A 17,467-nucleotide genomic window follows, 5' to 3' on the forward strand; every position below is an offset into this window, starting at 1 on the left:
ATTTGTAGTTTTGTTATAATTTTAAAAGTGAATGTTAGGAAAATAATATGCTAATTTCTGTTGTTTCTGGATTTATTGCACTAGCTTCTGTAGGTTTTATCGTGATGTCAGGTATTTTTGCTGCAGGAGGCATGGCAAATAATAAAGGTTGTTCCACAACAAAAGCAAACGCTGTTTTTTATGGAAGTATTTTGTTTGCCATTGCTATTTTTAGTTTACATGTGTATGGGCAAAATACATATAATTCATTAAAAGAAGGACAATCTAATACTATTTCTCTTATATTTTTATTTGCAGGGATTCCGATTAATATAATATGGCTTGCAATTGTGTTCGTTATTTGGCCTAAAAATTAGATGTCGTTCTCACTACACAACAATAAATGTCGATAGCTGTAAATAGGGCGTGTCATCATTCAAAATATTGTGTGTTTTTTCGAGCCCGAGCCCGTTTGCGAGCCCGTTTCCGAAACTTTCACTAACAATTTATCAAAGAAGCAAAGTTTCTTTTTCCATCGCAAAAAACTATTATTGAACCAATAAATCACTTTCTGTCGCTCTCAAAAAGTTTTCGGGCGCAGGCTCGCAAACGGGCTCGGGCTCAATACTACTGGCGTATCATTAAATGAATCCGTTATATTTTTATCTGTATTGAATGATGACAGGCCCTAATTAATTTTATATTTTAGCAAACTTGAATTTTTATATTTCGTACTTAATAGTATAAAAGTAAATTAAGCGAACATTAAAGAATATTTTATGCCTCCTGAAAGGGTTGTTTATGAAAAAAATCTACTATTTCTTTTTGAAAATTACCGGACGAAAAGAAAAAAAATATCGTATTTTTCTAACAATATCTTTATTTTTAGGAATATTCCTACTGTGGAATTTGGCATCTCTATCTAAAGCTCTTTACCACAGCATTAAAACAAGAACTCCTTTAAATGACAATGCTTATGTTAAGCTCCATGTTCCAACTACATATGCTAAGTTTTTTCCTAAGGGAACACACATGTATAGTTATAGCCCAAATTTGGAATTGGCAGGGTTTATTTCTGATATTGAAGATTCTCAAAATGAAGTAGACTACAAGTATTTGAAAATAAGTGTTCTTGATAAACACAAGGGGCGTGTGTTACAAAAAAATACTAAATTTAAACTACTACATGCATCTCCATCTTTTTATACACTTCTTCTTAAATCGCTTAAAGATAATGAGGAAAGTCAACTCTTGTTTTCTCTCTCTCATGATTATCAATCAAAGCTGCAGAAAAATTTATTGACACAAGAAATAATTAAAGAGTTTAGCGCGCGTGGTTTAAGTATTGATGATGCAATAGTAAAGATTGACTCTCCTGATCGTAGATGGAAAATTATTAATGCGGATTCTAACGAGGTCTTATTTTTAATTGTCAAGGAGCAAACAGATCTAAAGGTATATGGAAAATGGCAAGATCTAGCGATGGTAGTGAGTAGTAATCAAAAAGAAAATTACCAAAGAATACTTGATATATTTATGAAAAAGATGGAAGAAAAAGGAATTGACAAGGACAAAGTACAACAAATTCTGAATGATAAATTTATTCAAGATCGCATTTTTGCTACTCTTAATACTGAAATACTACAAAAAATTGATTTCGAGAAAGCGCTGGGAGGAATCAGTAAATCAAAAGAAGTGGAACAATTACTTGGTGATATGCAGTATCGCAACATTCTTTTTGGGGCAATGGAAGGTTTGTGGTTAGGTAGTTCGGAACACCTACAAAAAGAGGCAAATAAGTATGAAAGTCGTTCTTTTTTTGGAAGTGCTTTAAATGGTGCACATCTCATGTATCGTATTCTACTTGACCGTGATAAAATGATGAGCAAGACGTTTTCCAGTGCGCAAGAAAAGGCTTTTGAAATTGGCTGGGGTGAAACATTTCGTTCAGTAAAAGAAACTATTCGCAAAAATGATGACGCTGCTAAAAAGATTCCTGTTGATTTTGCTAAAAAAGTTCAATTGAGCTCAAAACTTGGTATGGGATTACGTGCGATGTGGTATGATAAGAAGTTGAAAAAATATATCCAGGATCGTTATGGAAACGAATCTGCAGAGGCTTTCTTTTCCACACTACAGGGCATGGCAACAGACCCACAAGTTTCCGAGTTGTTACAAGGAACAAAAGACATGGTTGAAAAGCAAGTTGTTGGCATGACATCTAAGGTTTTACTTAATAAAAATAAAACAGGGGTGAATCCTGCGTTTTTGACATTTGCCCGCGAAAGACTTTTAGGCAAAAGGGAACCGCAAATTGTGTTTTTTCCAGAGAAAGATGATGACTTAGTAAATAATGGCTATGAGTATAACTGGCACAATGGACCAGATAGCAATGTAATTTGTTATATTGAGGGTAAGAGCAGTGAGTGATAAAAACATAATAAACATAAAAGACTTAGATATTAATTTACTAGATTTTTCGCAAGATTCTCCTCGCATACAAACTATATTACAAAACATATCGACACATGCAGACACAGAAGATGTTGTTCTACTTTTAGGTCCTAGTGGTAGTGGAAAATCGCTACTTACTAATATTCTACTAGGATTTATCAAGTACGATCATCCACAAATTATGGTAGAAAAAGATCGTGAAAACTCAGAGTTCAAAGTTAAATTACAGCAGGATGCTGATTTTGTGGATATGAAAGAAAATCTTTATCCACAAGTACTTGAAGGTAAGATTGGTATTATGTTTCAGGCTCTTGGTCTTTTTGATGACTTGACAGTAAAAGAAAATATTCGTTTTGCTTATGACCATTCCAAAAATAGCAATCGCAGTGCAAATAATTTCAAGAAATGGTTCAAAGAAACCACAGACAAACTTGGTTTAGAAAAGTTTATTGATCGCTATCCTGGTAATCTTTCTGGTGGCCAAAGGCAGAGAGTTGCTCTTGCGCGTTTGTTAGCGTATGCACCAAGTGTGATGATCTTGGACGAACCGACATCAGCTCTTGATCCAATGTCAGTAAAGGAATCTCTCAATCTCATAAGAGAAGTGCACAAAGAAACATCTTCTCTTACCATTATTATTACTCACGATTACAAAGAACCACCAAAGATCGCCGATCGCATTTGGTTCATTCATGATCATACAATTGAAAACTACTGTTTAAAAGACAAGAGTGAAGAGGAGAAACAATCTATTCTAAAAGAAATAGAAGAAAAGCTTCACGAAAACGCTAATAAAATTTCTCCGCGTATTGTAAAACCAGAAGAAGCAATAAAACGTCAAAATAAAGCTTTTGATGTTAAGTGGTCTAATATGTTTGGCGAGATAGGTAAAACACTTTCACAAGCGAAACACATGTTTTTGTCGCGTCGTATTCAGTGGTTCATGAAATTTTTCAAAAATATCTTTCACCGTTTAGTTACCTTATCACTGCCGTATAACATTATCGCTGGTTTTTTTCTGGGAATTGTGATCACTTATTTCACGCTTAATACCAATTTTGGTGAAATTCACTTAGAGTCGGGAGAAAATGTACAGGTAAAAGACTTTATGCTTCCCGCTTTCTACAAAGAAATGTTGACAGGGCTTGGAATTATAATGTTCAATGCTCTTATTCCTCTTATTAGCTGTATTCTTATTGCTTCGCGTTCTGGGACAGCGATCACCGCTTATCTTTCTGCGATTCACGATAGTAATACCAAACAGTGGGATGCTTTGCGAAACTTTGGGGTCAATCCCACGTTGTTTTTTTTACCACAAGTGCTATTTTCGTTTGTTTTTGGGTGCTTGCTGTTGTCGTATTTATCTTTTCTTGCTGCCGCATGTGGAACATTACTGACTTCTCTAGTTTTAAATCCACTGTGTACTTACTATGTTTGGCAACAAACTTTTTGGGCTAACTTGGGATCTTTTCCGTTTTTTACAGGTTTTGGAATGTTTACATTAAAAACATCGATTACAGGTTTAGCGATAGGTATTATTAGTTTTTATTATGGTACACGCAAAAAAACAAACCCAATGGATACCATAAAATTCTTAACAAGAGCAAATATTTGCAATATGTTGAGTATACTGCTAATTTTCTTTTTGATCCTGTGTTATGAATTTGGAGGGTAAGATTTAAATGACTTTATTACTAGGAGTAATCTCTGCACTTTTTCTTATTACAGGGTTATATGGCTTTTATGCCTATAAAAAATACCGCGGCGAAAAAATAGATGTGGAAATAGCTGTTTTAGGACACAGTGGCGCAGGTAAGACTACTGGTATTGTACAGCTTATTGATAAACTCAATAACAAAAAATGTAAGCGTATTTGGGGAAGTTTTGTTGAGGATAAACAAGAGTTAGAACTTCGCGAGCTTGACACATTTATTGCTGATGAACCTACTCACCGTCATACTTACCACATGGTAGATAAATTTGTTCGCGAAGGTGCAGCTCCTACTCTTGGGCCCGAAGACTGTTTTTTGAATATTCATTATAAACATGTTGAAGAAGCAGATGTGCAAGATGCTAAACACTTAGTGCGAATGTACGATATTCCTGGTGGAGATTTTGAAAAATTTCAAGAGAACAACCAACGTGGTTTAGAATTACAGAAGAAAATGCAAAATTCTTGTGGTGTACTTTTGTACATTGATGGTAAGAATCCTCCGCAAAAAGATCACGTCCACATGTATAACACCTACACACAAGCCATAGAAAAAGCCGCAAAGAATAAGAGTAATTACCCTGTGTGGTTAGCTGTAACCAAAGTAGATCTAATGGATAAAGAACCTAAATCTGCCGAAGATTTTTTAAAGAAAAACGCCAAACGTTTTCAACCTATACTTGAATTTTCATCGCATATAAAACCATACGCGCGTTTACAAAGCAAAACAGAAAATACTAGTCATTACGATGGAGACATCGATGGTTTTCGCGATTTTTATCAAGATGTATATTTATTGATGAAAAAACAAAAGAAAAAAAAATCACGCAAGATGTATTTGAGTTTAGCTATCGGAATTTTAAGTCTTTTTTTTAGCGCAGTCACCGTAACAGAAACATTCGATCATAACAGATATCGCAATTTGAAATTGCATTTTTTTGATGCTGTTACTACGTCAACGATGGATGGTAATATACAAGAAATTGCAGACAAGATAAATCAGATGAACACATTTATCAAAAAATCACCACGTTCTTTATTTGGTTACCATTTGTTTTACAAAGAAAAAGTGACCACTACTTTTGACAAGTTAACTTTACCGATTACAACAAGGCTTAGTTCTCGTCATCTCAACCAAAAAAACCTAGTTCGTAATATCAAACCACAAGTAAATACTAGTCTTGATTTGATTACGAGTATAGAACAACAAACGGATAAGGAAATTCGTAAAAGGCGCAATTGGTTGCGCATTCTAAAAAAGATACAACCGTATGTAGCGGTCACCAAAGAAGAGGTCAATGAATTAACCAATTTTTTAGAGATAACCGAAAATTGCTGGAGCGAATATAAAAACCTCAAAGGTTACGACCCAATAAAGTACATAAATATTGTAGAGATGTTTGTACCTATTTCTTCAAAAGAACACATACTTACTCTGAATATAGCTTTTTTAATCGAATATCGTTGTGCTTTGGGTTTAGAACACGTCAATACTGTTGCATTTAACGAAACATATCCACAGAGACTAGATCCTATCAATAAATGGATTCGCGCAACAAAAGATGCTGGCAACGATAGCAATTCTAATCGTTTATTGTTTAAGTTTATCGAAAAAAAAGCATGGGATGCGCAAGATGTTCATTGGAAAACAGCAATTAACACCTTGCAACAAGAGATTGAAAACAAAATAAAAACGAAAGACAAGCTAGATTTATTACTTGGTTTTTTACGCGAACGTGATCCTCTAAAAGGTTACCGTTTACATACCGATCGCGATTGTATACCTTTTTATGTTGAAAAATATATTTTAACAAAGTTTGTCGAGCAATTTGTTGCACTTCAAGAAGCAAATAGTACGAATGAACTTAGTTTACAACACTATAATAAAGAATATATCTTTTGGTTTAGAAATTTGTTTTTACAGTCACCTTATGCACGATATAAAAATATTCAGACACTCAATGAACTATTTACTGATCTTCCAAATGAGACTTATATTACTCCTGAAATAGCCATGTATTTTTTTAGTGAATATTTTCGATTGCAATTTAGTAAAATCAAAAAATTGCCTTATGAAGAAGTATCGCAACAACTTAAAATCATTAATGCATGGATTAATGCTATTCTTAAGGATGAATTGCCACCAAAAACATATTCCGCTTTTGATTATCGTTTTATCGATAAATACACATGGAATAAGGAATTTATACAACTTTGGCAAGAGCGTTCTTTATACTTGCAAGAAATAACAGAACCTAAAGAAGTGAATATTAATATTGCGAGTTTTGAATTTGATAACGGAGGAGAAAATCCCGATTTTTCTAAAGGGCAAAGCGCAAACGAGTGGAATGACGAATCTTTTGAGCGTTATTATTTATACATTCGTATATCTGTAGGTGAAACTCTTCTCGTATTAGAAAAAAATGCTTCAGGAAGTATCCCCAAATGGCATCCATGGTTGAAATTGTCTTATGTTTGGGCTGATTCTGACGGAGACACCGACGAAAAAGAAATCGTAGATGATGACGTTCTTCAAGAAACCCAAGCAAATTTTTGGGAATTACAAAAAGTGAAGGATAATACTGATGAATACTCAATCACAACGATTTTAAAAAATAATGAAAAGTATAATTTGCATATAAGGTGTAGTGACTTTATTCCTGCGTGGATACATAGCTATTAATTAAGGTGGTAAATGTGGAAGTAGAATTTACAAGTGGGTATACTACTGAAATTAGCAGTACCCAAGATTACGCCATTAAAAAGTTTCCAGAAAATATATCCTCAAAAATAAGAATTTCTTTAGAAAATTTTCTTAAAAAGCAAACGTTTTTGCAAAACCGAGCAGTAAAAACGGAAGCAATACTTGTTTGGGCGTATGATAAAAGTCGCCATATTTGTATTTGGTTTTTAGCTTCTGTAGATTACGATATCGTTGACCATGTACAAAGACAGACATTCAAAGTACAAGGAAATATTTTTGTCAAAAGCGGCAACGAAAATGTGAATTGGTGTATAGCTGTTATTTCCCAAAATAGACTATCTAATCTAAAGTTAGAATCTACAAGTTTTAAACAATTAGATATTTGTGTTCGTAGTTGGCCAGAATTTATAATATCTTCCCATCAATCAGATCAAAAACCTAAAAAACTAAACTCTTTTGCTACTATTAGTATTGGTTTATTTATGGTTGTTTGTATTTTTTATTTGTGCAGCGAAAATCGCAATGCCATCGAAATGTTAGCAAAAAGCAAAGAAAAAATTAGCACTTTAGAGAAGCAAACCCAGCAACAAATTGCTTCTCTTCAAGAAATAGAAAATACACTAGATAAAACGATAAAATCACTATTACTAAAAAAAATACAGGCAAGTGAAGGAATTTCTCAGTGGATAAGTAATCGTTATCCTTCCATTGAAAATGTGTTTAAAAAACTTGCAAAAGAACAAAGTTTTAGCCATGGTTTACAAGTTTTTATGAATATGGAGAAACAAGACAAAAGTGTACTTGAACTACGCAATAATTATGAACCAGGTTTTGAATATAATGCAGTAACGGGTGTATACAAAGAGAATATACAACAAAAGATTATTGCTAAGGAGAAAATAAATCAATACAAAGCCATCGCTTATTATCTTGGAGTGCTACAATTTTATAAAAATACAAAAAAACATTTAAAACACATACTTAAATAATAGGATCATCAATATGATTATATCAAATAAAGCAAAAGGAAATGCCGTTGTACTTCTAATTGTAATTATTGCACTTGTGGCTATGGGAGCTTTTTTTCTTCTAGCACAAGATAAAACTACAGATCTAAATTTTAACGCACTTACAACAAAAAAATACCAAGAAGCTAAAACGGTACTAGAACCTATTTTTGCAGATGAAAATGGTTTTGAGTCATTTAAAAAGGATATTGTTCGCGATAAAGTAAGGTTATATTTAGATTATATCTACCAAAGACTAGAGCCTGTAATAAACAACGAAGCAGAAAAAGCAAAATACGCACAAGAAATTGAGCACTGTTTACAAAATAGAAAGTTAAGTGCTGAGGAATTAATTAGTGTCAAAAAATTTGTTTATGAAACAACAGAAGAAAAAGATTTTACAGATAAGAAACTTGATAAAGAATTCTTTAATCAACATAAAAATATTTATATAATGAAAGTATACGAAAACTTGAACTCGGTATTATCTAAGTAATTTAACTGTAGTACATTAGTTTGTTCAAAAAATTTTGTAGCACTGTAGTTGTGGCTTGAAAAAATTCAAGCCACTTACTTAAATTTTAAAGGAGAGTAAATGAAACAGCTATTTTTAATTTTAGTTGTTGTAGCTTGCAGTATAGCGTGGTGCGATAGTGAAATACAATCGAAAGTTTCACTTACAAGTTCGAGTATTTTTAACAATGATGACCGTGCGCAATTTAAAGATCATCTTGGCGATGTTATCTTTGTTGAAATGTTTGCAACTACCTGAGGCCCTTGTCGAAGTGCCGTGCCGCACTTAAATAAATTAGACAAGAAGTATGGGGAAAAAGGTTTATCAGTGATTGCAGTTACTGCGGAAAATGTTGATATTGTAAAAGCCTTTTCTGTGCACCACACTAACATGGATTATAAAGTTTATACCAAATCTTCTCAGCGTGGTTTTCCAAACATGAGAGGAATACCACAGGCTCATATTATTGCCGCCGATGGTTCTATTGCTTGGTCTGGTCGTCCTTCAGGTGTTAGTGATAAAAAAATAGAAGAACTTCTAAAAGAACGTAGCTTATTTTTCTACAAAAAATTTAAAGGTTGTTCAAAGTCCGCGATTAACAATATATTGAAAAAGAAATACGGCAAAGCTTACAAATACGCTGATAAAAATTCAGAAAAGATAGACACCGCTAAAGATATGGTCAGTTATCTCGCCAAAATAGCTACGCGACAACTTGAACATACAAAGAGTCTTGTAAGTAAAGGTGAGCTAGCTCAAGCTTATATCATGACCTCTAAACTTCAAAAAGAGTGGTCTGGAACAGATACCGCAAAAAAAGCATATGAGATTCAAAAAGAAATAAAAAATAGAGATAATAAAAAAGAATATCGTGCTACAAAACAACTAGCAAAAATGGTATCAAAAATTCCTCGTAAAAGTAAAGATAAAGCACGTTTAGCATTAGTATTGAAAAAATTTGCCAAGAAATATGATGGTACAAAAGCAGCACAGAATGCACTGGATTGGGCAAAAACATTGGAAAGTAGTTGGCCATAAGCCTAATTCGTTATGAACGTGCGATTATTTTGGATTTGATTACTAGTTTATATTTTAGGGATGTGGCGGTGATGGCTAAAAAGTAATGTAAAACGGTAGATTATGTTTTGCTGCATCTCTTAGTTCTAGGTCTGCTAAATTTAACGGACCTAGAACTTTAATTTTACTAAAACTTACTAACAGCTACAATCGTTGGTACAACATTCATTTTTGTCAGCACATTTACTAGTGCAACATTCTTCTTTAGAAGAACACTTGTCATCAGTACATTTGTCATCACAACAAGACTCTGCTTTTTTAGTGCAACATTTATCAGCGCAACATTCTTCTTTACAAGAACACTTACCATCAGCGCATTTGCCATCACAACAAGAATCTACGGCTTTTTTAGTGCAACATTTATCAGCACAACATTCTTCTTTGCAAGAACATTTACCATCAGCGCATTTGCCATCACAACAAGACTCTACAGCTTTTTTAGTGCAACATTTATCAGCACAACATTCTTCTTTGCAAGAACATTTACCATCAGCGCATTTGCCATCACAACAAGACTCTGCGGCTTTTTTAGTGCAACATTTATCAGCACAACATTCTTCTTTGCAAGAACATTTACCATCAGCGCATTTGCCATCACAACAAGACTCTGCGGCTTTTTTAGTGCAACATTTATCAGCACAACATTCTTCTTTGCAAGAACATTTACCATCAGCGCATTTGCCATCGCAACAAGACGCTGCATCTTCTTTAGCACAACACCCATCAGCACAGCACTCAGTATCACAACAACTACTTTCAGTACATTTGCCATCACAACAAGAAGTAGCATCAGCAAAACTAAGTGGAGCAAGGAAAACGACTGTAATTGAGAGTATAAGTATAATTGTATTTTTCATGGTAATTCTCCAAGTAATATCTGTATATAAAATTTACTATAGCATATTCAGTTTCGCAAAATACATACGAGTAGATACGAAATAATAGTTGTAATATGCTGATTTTTAATTGTTATATGAGGTAGATATTTTTTGGATCAACACAAAAGAATAGATGATTGTTGTAATATGTTTGTTGGAGGAAGTATTGGTTGGTATACAAACAAAGTAGTTTTTTTTGTAGGTAAAAAAACTATGTTAGATGAAAGGTGTTTGTAAAAGATAACTCTTTGCTCTAAAACTGTATAATTGATACTGCTGCTGGTATCTTCACAACATATGCAGCACTCTTGAGCATTGTCAGTGTTTGTTTCGCAACATGAAGAGGTGTCGGCGTTACAACAGTCCGACGCTTGAGCTTTGTTGCATTCCTGTGAATTTTGAAGTTGAATGCAGCATGGATTTATATAATGTTGAGTGTTGATAAGTAGTAGCAAAGCTACTACAATATAAACTTTATATCGCAACATCTATTTCTCCTAAAACCGCAAACCTAAAATTACCCTTACAAAAGTACCTAATTCGACTTTACGATATCTTGATTCATATTTCAAATACTTTTTTAATAAACTTGAATTTAAAAACTAATTTAATGGAATTCAACTGATGACAAATCATTCGCTAAATGAGGAATATTACCCCGCGGCAAAAATTGTAAGCATGAATACGATGGAATGCATTCGTAAGCGTCCAGGAATGTATATCGGATCTACTTGTCAAAAAGGTATAGAACATTTGGTAAAGGAACTCGTGGCAAATACAGTTGATTTATTTTTAAGAAATAAAGCACGACGTGTAAAAATAAAAGTAACCAAAAATCAAATTATTGTAGGTGATGATGGACCAGGTCTTCCCTTTTTGGTAAAGGCACCGCAGTCGAAATACAGTTTAGCGCACCAATATTTAACAGAATATCATAATTCTGCGACTAGCGATGGACATGCTCCACACATTCACTTACAGTATACTGGTGCTGGCATGGTTGTTGTAAATGCGCTTAGTGAACGACTTGTGGTAGAAAGCTTTCAGAATAATCAAAAATGGACGCAAATATATAAAAGAGGTGTTATTGAAAACAGTTGCGTAGAGAAGAAAAAAGGCAAAGGTACTACTTTCACTTTCACTCCTGATAGAACAATTTTTCCAATATCTGACATACATAGAGAAAGCTTACGCAGTTCCCTTTTTCAATGTGCTCATCTGTTTCCAGGCTTAGAAATTAATTATAATCGCGAAAAGTTCCTCAGTAAAAATGGTCTAACTGACTTTATTTGTCTTTATGATTTTTATGCTGATCATACTATGCAGTATACACCACCATTTTCTTTTTATAGGGAAACGAAAGATTTCCTTATTCAAGTAGCAGCTATCGGTCAAAGAAAAAGAAAAGGATTATGGCTTTCCTGGGTGAATGGAACATCTACTTGCGAGCATGGTTCTCACGTAAATGCGCTAAAAAAAGCTTTACGCAACTGCAAATGGAAGCCAACAGTTGCTGCCATACATATAATTCTAAAACAACCACAGTTTGCTGGACCAGTGAAAGCCAAACTTTCAAATCGCGAAATTGTATCTCCCATCGTCCAGCTATTAGAAGAACCATTAAGAAAATATTTACACAAAATATCTAAAATATGAAATTTAGTACGACAAATCGGTAGTTGTGAATTGGCATATGGAATTTGAAGTCAAGAGTAGTCGAACGTTCCCTGGTTATTTTCCGCAGCATTTTTTGTATTTTTTACCACTTCCACAAGAACATGGGTCATTACGCCCAACTTTATTTACTTTCATGGCCATTACTTTTCCTTCGTCGAAAAACCACTCTCCTTCAATTTGTTTAAAAGTAGATTTTTCATGATGTTGTTTTTGTATACCTTTTTCGGAAAAGTGAGCAATAAATTCAACATATCCTTCTGAAGAATTTACAATTTCTAATCCACTCCATTTTGCACCTTTGGACCAAGCAAGAATCGATTCCTCATCGCAATCATCGCGATGATCAGGATGAGTTGTATCAATAATGTGTTGTGCAAAACTTTTTACATATGCTGTATATCTAGAGCGCATTAATACTTCTGCAGAGTCAGCTTGTTTCTTTTTTTCTATAATCGGTGCACAACAATCAGCATATGCTGTTTTTGATTGGCAAGGACATTGTTCTGTAGTACCCATAAAATCTCCCAAAATAAACGCTTGCTTTGGTTTAGAAAGCAAGCGTTTTTATTAGAACCAACACACTCTACTCTTCTTCGTTTTGTAAAGCTTGAATAAAGTCGTAACTGTATTTCTCAACAATGGTATTTGCTATAGTTTCAGAAAATCCATTTTTAATAAGTAAATCTTCCCATACACCATCAATAGATTTTACCTCTCCCGCAGTCATTGTACTTTGCATATCCATTTCGCAAATGAGTGGCGCAACTTCTTCCATTGTTTTATATGTTGCAATAAGGAACGATTTGTATTTGTCATCACTTACAGGAGAATTGCTATACAATTCCTCAATAGACCTTTGCAAACAAGGGTCGTTCATTTGGCAATTGCTATCAATCTCACTTGTAATAATATCGTAGGTAAATATTACAAAATTGCTTTTATCTATCATTTATATACTTTCTTTATTCATTTTGCATATACTAAAATTCAAAACTAATGTAACACTGTGCCAAGTACATTGACTCAAAATTCTTTATATTCAAAGTGTCTGAATGAACACTCAAAATTATCCGTGTTATGATACACAAATTAATGAATCGATGTACTAAATTTATTCATCAATAAATTCAGTTATATGATATTTACTCTTTAGTAAATGTGCTAAAGAAGTACTATCCAAATTATCTTTGTTTTCTAAAATATTTTGTATTTTTTCTAATAACGAACTCAGATTTTTTAGCGCTACGCTTTTTGCATCTGCTGGTATTGGCATTTGCATCTCATCATCAAGTAGATAGTATATCCAAAAACTCAAATATACTTGTTGTAGATTGCGACGAAAGCTAGAGATAAGGGGTTCTGAATTGCTATACTTCTTTTCTTTGTCGAATGCGTTTAGTTCAACCCACATGCCGTCTGTAAGGCCATCAAGTAGATCTGCAATGGTGAAAATTTCTTCACCCTTTTTTACCTGTAGTGGTGAGTTGCTTAAACGCATTAAGGTCATAGGCTCTATTAAATTAAATAATATGAGAGTTTGATAAGCGGTTACCATGTCATGTACTGGGTAAGTTGCGATAGCGTCGAGTTCATTAGTTCCCCAATGCCACCAAGTTCCTGGTGCAAGGTGATTTAAAACTTCTGAAGAAAAATTAGGAGAAGTAAAAATCGTCTGGTTTAAAAACTGTAGAGCTTTTCTTTGCTCTTCTGCTTTTACTACTACAAAAGGTGCGCGCGCATTAGGATCTCCTTTGTGATCCCAGTGTAGAAATTGTCCGCCAATGCTACGTGCAACAACAATACAACTATAGGCATTCTCCGCAAGAAGCATATCAAAAGCTTGGCGAACAGGATGAAATTCTTCTCCTTTTGAAACATAGCGCTGCAAAATATCATTCGATAACTGTTGCAGTAGTTTCATATTTTGTTTTGCGTGAGCAATGTGGTCACTACTTAAATCCCAGCGAAAAATAAAAGGATCAGAGTCAACAATCGAAGCGTATAGATCGTTTCCATAAGAAAGACCATCTTCAGCACAGCGCATTGCTATTTTTTGTAGTTCTGCGTCTTTTACTTGTTTGTAACCGTATTCAATAGCCCAATAATCGTAAGGACCAAGAGTAGTCGTTAAATAATTTCCTTGTGTAGTCCCTTTTGGAGCAAAGTTGATTGGATTATAATCCATTACCGAACCAGAAGTGGCTGCTGGCTTATCACTACTATTGATTTTATCAATAGATAACCAACTACTACCTTTAAAATTGTGATACAACCCTAAAGTATGTCCAACTTCATGCATGGTAACTTCTTTTATAAATTGTCCAATAAACGCCAAAGGTACATCTTTTTTACCAGCAGCTCTCATCATGCCATATGCAAGGCGTAACTGTTGACCTTTATGTTCTCCGTGTGTACAAACTGGTATATTGCGCTTGCGCATAACAGAGAGTAAATTTTGTTTGTGTTGTAATCTTATTTGTTCTTTTTGTGGAATTAAATGTTGTAAACGTTTCAATGGACTAAGCTTACCAAGACGCTCAATCATTTTCGAAAATTTTGCATCACTTTTTATAAGAGCAAGAGCATTGTTCATTGAATTATGAGAACTGGCAGCATAGCGTAACATGCTGTCATCGAAAATAATATCGGCATCGAGAATTTGACCTGTCATTGGGTTGACTCGCGAAGGACCAGCTGCAAAACCCAATTCATTTGTTGTCCAACGAAAAAAGTTATAGCGCGCATCTTCGGGATCAAGATCAGCAAATTGTGTCTTTGTTTGTTGACGGACTATTACGGCATCGACGATCCCTATTTTCTCAAAAGCTTTATTCCATTCCAAAATGCCTTCTTTTACATGTTTGCGATAGCGGTAAGGAACTGTTTTTTCAATGTAAAAAATAATTGGATTTTTTGCTGGCGAAAGCTCTAGAGAAGAATCAATTTTTTCTAAATGCCAACGATTGATGTAACGATTAAACTTATTCCGCTCATTGTATTTTTTAGAAAAATCTTTAACCGCAACCCCAAAATAACCAACGCGCGAATCGGCAACTCTTGGCTTGTAACCACTAGAAGGGATACTTGCTAAACTAAAATGGACAGACAAAGGGTAACTGCGTCTTGGATCTGTAGTGTCAGTGAAGTTTTCGTCGCCAGTAAATTTTGTTCCTGTAAAAGCTAATTTTACTCCTAATTCGATATTAGAAGGAAATACTTTTACCTTATTCCATGAGCTTAAAGTAGGGTTTAATTGTAGTCTACCACCTATTAAAAAGGGTGCGACTGCTGATAACCCAGCAATGTCACTTTTGAAAATACCAGCTAAATCAATTAAGTAGTTGCTTCCATTTTTACCAATGATGGGAACTGCGCGAATAATAGTAGCAGGGAAGGTGCGATTAACAACATTCTTCATTGTTGTTTTTTCCGCTCGATAACGTAAATCAGGACGCATAAGGAGCAGTTTTTTTCCTTGTTTTTGCCAGTAAACCATCATGTGATCCCACTGCATTCCGCCGTAAACACCACTAGAAATAGTCATTGCTAGTAAAAACGGTTTATTAAATTTACTTGATGGAACCAAAGCATACAGTTCTTCATTTTTTTTGTATAAAGATAAAAAACCTTTTAACGGTGTCATCTTTTTGACTATTTTATCTACTGATGGAAATTCAGGTTTTTCTTTTTTCTCATCAGCGACAACAATGGTTGCCGTTATAAAAGCAAAAAGTAGTGTTACAACCAAGTATTTTTTCATTATGTTTTGGCAAGGGTTTTGTATTTTGCGTTTAGATTTTCTTTAGAGTTTATTACAAAATTAATGTATAACGCGAAATCCCCCTCACATCTCCTCTCTTAAGGTAAAAATGGTGTTATCCAATTAAAGCTTTTAGCACCTAGCAAAACTTTTTGGCTGGTCACTTTATTCTATGTATTTTGTCGTTATAAAACAACTATCTTTTAAAACATATTGATGGTATTCATTCATTTAGATATACTATTTAGATATGCTATTAAAATACAAAATAATACAAAAAACTTAAATTCTTGAAGAGAGTGCGATGAAAAAAAAACAAATAGTTGCTGTGGTTGGTGGGGCATGCGCTGGTTCTGAAGCAGCACATCAACTGACTTCAAAGGGGATTGACGTTGTTGTTTTTGAACAAAACGCTCTGCCTTATGGAAAAATAGAAGACGGTTTACCACGCTGGCACGGAAAATTACAAGATCGTGAAATAAAGAAAATCGATGAAAAACTTTCGCAGAGCAATGTTCAATTTGTACCGAACTGTAAGCTAGGAAAAGACATTAGTTTACAGCAAATTTTAGATTTTAATTTTTCTGCGGTGGTGTTAGCAAGTGGCGCATGGAAAGATAGACCTCTTTCAGCAGAAGGGTTAGAAGAAATAGAAAACTCGAGTTTTTGTTATCAAAATCCTCTTATTTACTGGTTTAATCACTACCACGAAAAAAACTACGAAGGGGAAACATTCCCTATTAAAGAAGGTGCTGTTGTTATCGGTGGTGGCCTTGCTTCTATTGATGTTGCGAAAGTTTGTCAATTGGAAACGGTAAAGCAAAGACTTTCAGAGCGTGGAATTGAAGCTGATATTATCGAAATGGAACACAAGGGAATTCCCAAATATCTAAGTAATTTTGATATAAAATATGAAGAATTAAATATCAAACCCGCTTGTATCTATTATCGCCGACGTGATATTGATATGCCTCTAGCAGAAATGCCAAAAGGTTGTACTCCAGAAAAGAAAGAAAAAGTACAAAATGTTCGCAAAAAAATATTAGCCAACGCGCATAAAAAATATTTTTTTGAAGTACAACCGCTCTCTTTACCAAAGGAAATACACAATGAAAATGGTAACGTATGTGGAATTACTTTTTTCAAAATGAGATACGATGGTGATAAGCTAGAAAAAACTACCGAAGAAGTGTATGTTGAAACAAACTTTGTGGTGAGTTCTATAGGTAGTATTCCACAGCCAATAGAGGAAATTCCTATGAAATGGGAAACCTATGATATTTCTGATACTGTAACTGGATCCATAACTAAATATGACGGGGTTTACGGTGTTGGAAATGCAGTTACTGGTAAAGGTAACATCATGGTTTCGAATAAACATGCTAAAAATATGGGAGGTTTTATTGCGAGTTCGATCAACCAAGATTCGCAAGAAGAAATCGCTAAAAGCTGGGAAAAAGAAACAGAAGATATTGCAAATAAAATGCAGGAAATATATCAATATTTAGGAAGTAAATCCGGAATAAGTGATGAGGATTATGCGCGAATAACAACGTTCGTCGGAGATCTACAAAATAAATCCGAGTATAGTAGTTATAAAGAATGGAAAGATAGTATTCTTGAAAAGCGTTAATGGCAAAATTTTTTGATATAATGAGCTTACGCAACGATCTCTAAATAGAGATCGTTGTTTTGTAAGGTATGTT

At 34.2% G+C, this 17,467-nt stretch carries 15 protein-coding genes; 11 read left to right on the forward strand and 4 right to left on the reverse strand.

Going from position 1 to position 17,467, the window contains the following annotated elements; all coding sequences use genetic code 11:
- Positions 1–47 precede the first annotated feature (47 nt).
- From UABHE_RS20840 to UABHE_RS20880, 9 genes are all read left to right on the forward strand, one after another.
- A complete protein-coding gene (locus tag UABHE_RS20840) occupies positions 48–356 on the forward strand; it encodes a hypothetical protein (protein ID WP_372365217.1) in 309 nt (102 codons plus the stop codon).
- A gap of 424 nt (positions 357–780) precedes the next feature.
- Positions 781–2,409: a hypothetical protein gene (locus UABHE_RS20845; RefSeq protein ID WP_372365218.1), complete on the forward strand. Its 1,629-nt coding sequence runs from the start codon at positions 781–783 to the stop codon at positions 2,407–2,409.
- On the forward strand, positions 2,402–4,108 hold the full coding sequence (locus UABHE_RS20850; RefSeq protein WP_372365219.1) for an ATP-binding cassette domain-containing protein: 1,707 nt from the start codon (positions 2,402–2,404) through the stop codon (positions 4,106–4,108). Before UABHE_RS20845 ends, UABHE_RS20850 begins: the two co-directional genes overlap by 8 nt.
- 7 nt (positions 4,109–4,115) lie before the next feature.
- Positions 4,116–6,827, forward strand: coding sequence for a hypothetical protein (locus UABHE_RS20855; protein WP_372365220.1), 2,712 nt, complete (start codon positions 4,116–4,118; stop codon positions 6,825–6,827).
- Positions 6,828–6,841: 14 nt separating this feature from the next.
- Positions 6,842–7,837 (forward strand): hypothetical protein, encoded by a 996-nt coding sequence (locus UABHE_RS20860; RefSeq protein WP_372365221.1) that lies wholly within the window; start codon positions 6,842–6,844, stop codon positions 7,835–7,837.
- Between the two features lie 13 nt (positions 7,838–7,850).
- A complete protein-coding gene (locus UABHE_RS20865) occupies positions 7,851–8,351 on the forward strand; it encodes a hypothetical protein (RefSeq protein WP_372365222.1) in 501 nt (166 codons plus the stop codon).
- 99 nt (positions 8,352–8,450) lie between these two features.
- Positions 8,451–8,627: a hypothetical protein gene (locus UABHE_RS20870; RefSeq protein ID WP_372365223.1), complete on the forward strand. Its 177-nt coding sequence runs from the start codon at positions 8,451–8,453 to the stop codon at positions 8,625–8,627.
- Positions 8,628–8,645: 18 nt separating this feature from the next.
- Positions 8,646–9,407, forward strand: a complete 762-nt coding sequence (locus UABHE_RS20875; protein ID WP_372365224.1) for a TlpA family protein disulfide reductase — start codon at positions 8,646–8,648, stop codon at positions 9,405–9,407.
- A gap of 255 nt (positions 9,408–9,662) precedes the next feature.
- On the forward strand, positions 9,663–10,388 hold the full coding sequence (locus UABHE_RS20880) for a hypothetical protein (protein WP_372365225.1): 726 nt from the start codon (positions 9,663–9,665) through the stop codon (positions 10,386–10,388).
- A 52-nt stretch (positions 10,389–10,440) separates the two neighbouring features.
- Here UABHE_RS20880 and UABHE_RS20885 read toward each other — a convergent pair whose 3' ends face one another.
- A complete protein-coding gene (locus tag UABHE_RS20885; RefSeq protein ID WP_372365226.1) occupies positions 10,441–10,812 on the reverse strand; it encodes a hypothetical protein in 372 nt (123 codons plus the stop codon).
- Positions 10,813–10,948: 136 nt separating this feature from the next.
- Between UABHE_RS20885 and UABHE_RS20890 the strand changes: the two genes are divergently transcribed.
- Complete coding sequence (locus UABHE_RS20890; RefSeq protein ID WP_372365227.1) at positions 10,949–11,980, forward strand: ATP-binding protein; 1,032 nt, start codon at positions 10,949–10,951, stop codon at positions 11,978–11,980.
- A gap of 75 nt (positions 11,981–12,055) precedes the next feature.
- On the opposite strand, the gene UABHE_RS20895 is transcribed toward UABHE_RS20890, so the two are convergent.
- The 3 genes from UABHE_RS20895 to UABHE_RS20905 form a co-directional block, all read right to left on the reverse strand.
- Complete coding sequence (locus tag UABHE_RS20895) at positions 12,056–12,517, reverse strand: YchJ family protein (protein ID WP_372365228.1); 462 nt, start codon at positions 12,515–12,517, stop codon at positions 12,056–12,058.
- A 67-nt stretch (positions 12,518–12,584) separates the two neighbouring features.
- Positions 12,585–12,950, reverse strand: a complete 366-nt coding sequence (locus UABHE_RS20900) for a hypothetical protein (protein WP_372365229.1) — start codon at positions 12,948–12,950, stop codon at positions 12,585–12,587.
- Between the two features lie 162 nt (positions 12,951–13,112).
- Positions 13,113–15,761, reverse strand: a complete 2,649-nt coding sequence (locus tag UABHE_RS20905; RefSeq protein WP_372365230.1) for a zinc-dependent metalloprotease — start codon at positions 15,759–15,761, stop codon at positions 13,113–13,115.
- Between the two features lie 304 nt (positions 15,762–16,065).
- Between UABHE_RS20905 and UABHE_RS20910 the strand changes: the two genes are divergently transcribed.
- Positions 16,066–17,394 carry an FAD-dependent oxidoreductase gene (locus UABHE_RS20910; protein WP_372365231.1) on the forward strand — a complete coding sequence of 443 codons (1,329 nt, stop codon included), beginning with the start codon at positions 16,066–16,068 and terminating at the stop codon, positions 17,392–17,394.
- The last annotated feature ends 73 nt before the right edge of the window (positions 17,395–17,467 follow it).

This window comes from Candidatus Uabimicrobium helgolandensis (assembly GCF_041508025.1).
In the GTDB taxonomy this organism is placed as follows: Bacteria; Planctomycetota; Uabimicrobiia; order Uabimicrobiales; family Uabimicrobiaceae; genus Uabimicrobium; species Uabimicrobium helgolandensis.

Excerpts from the sequence above, each read along its gene's own strand:
- UABHE_RS20865 (WP_372365222.1), top strand. The coding sequence starts at position 7,851 with ATGATTATATCAAATAAAGCAAAAGGAAATGCCGTTGTACTTCTAATT.
- UABHE_RS20905 (WP_372365230.1), bottom strand. The coding sequence starts at position 15,761 with ATGAAAAAATACTTGGTTGTAACACTACTTTTTGCTTTTATAACGGCA.
- UABHE_RS20910 (WP_372365231.1), top strand. The coding sequence starts at position 16,066 with ATGAAAAAAAAACAAATAGTTGCTGTGGTTGGTGGGGCATGCGCTGGT.
- UABHE_RS20885 (WP_372365226.1), bottom strand. The coding sequence starts at position 10,812 with ATGTTGCGATATAAAGTTTATATTGTAGTAGCTTTGCTACTACTTATC.
- UABHE_RS20840 (WP_372365217.1), top strand. The coding sequence starts at position 48 with ATGCTAATTTCTGTTGTTTCTGGATTTATTGCACTAGCTTCTGTAGGT.
- UABHE_RS20845 (WP_372365218.1), top strand. The coding sequence starts at position 781 with ATGAAAAAAATCTACTATTTCTTTTTGAAAATTACCGGACGAAAAGAA.
- UABHE_RS20870 (WP_372365223.1), top strand. The coding sequence starts at position 8,451 with ATGAAACAGCTATTTTTAATTTTAGTTGTTGTAGCTTGCAGTATAGCG.
- UABHE_RS20855 (WP_372365220.1), top strand. The coding sequence starts at position 4,116 with ATGACTTTATTACTAGGAGTAATCTCTGCACTTTTTCTTATTACAGGG.
- UABHE_RS20895 (WP_372365228.1), bottom strand. The coding sequence starts at position 12,517 with ATGGGTACTACAGAACAATGTCCTTGCCAATCAAAAACAGCATATGCT.
- UABHE_RS20900 (WP_372365229.1), bottom strand. The coding sequence starts at position 12,950 with ATGATAGATAAAAGCAATTTTGTAATATTTACCTACGATATTATTACA.
- UABHE_RS20890 (WP_372365227.1), top strand. The coding sequence starts at position 10,949 with ATGACAAATCATTCGCTAAATGAGGAATATTACCCCGCGGCAAAAATT.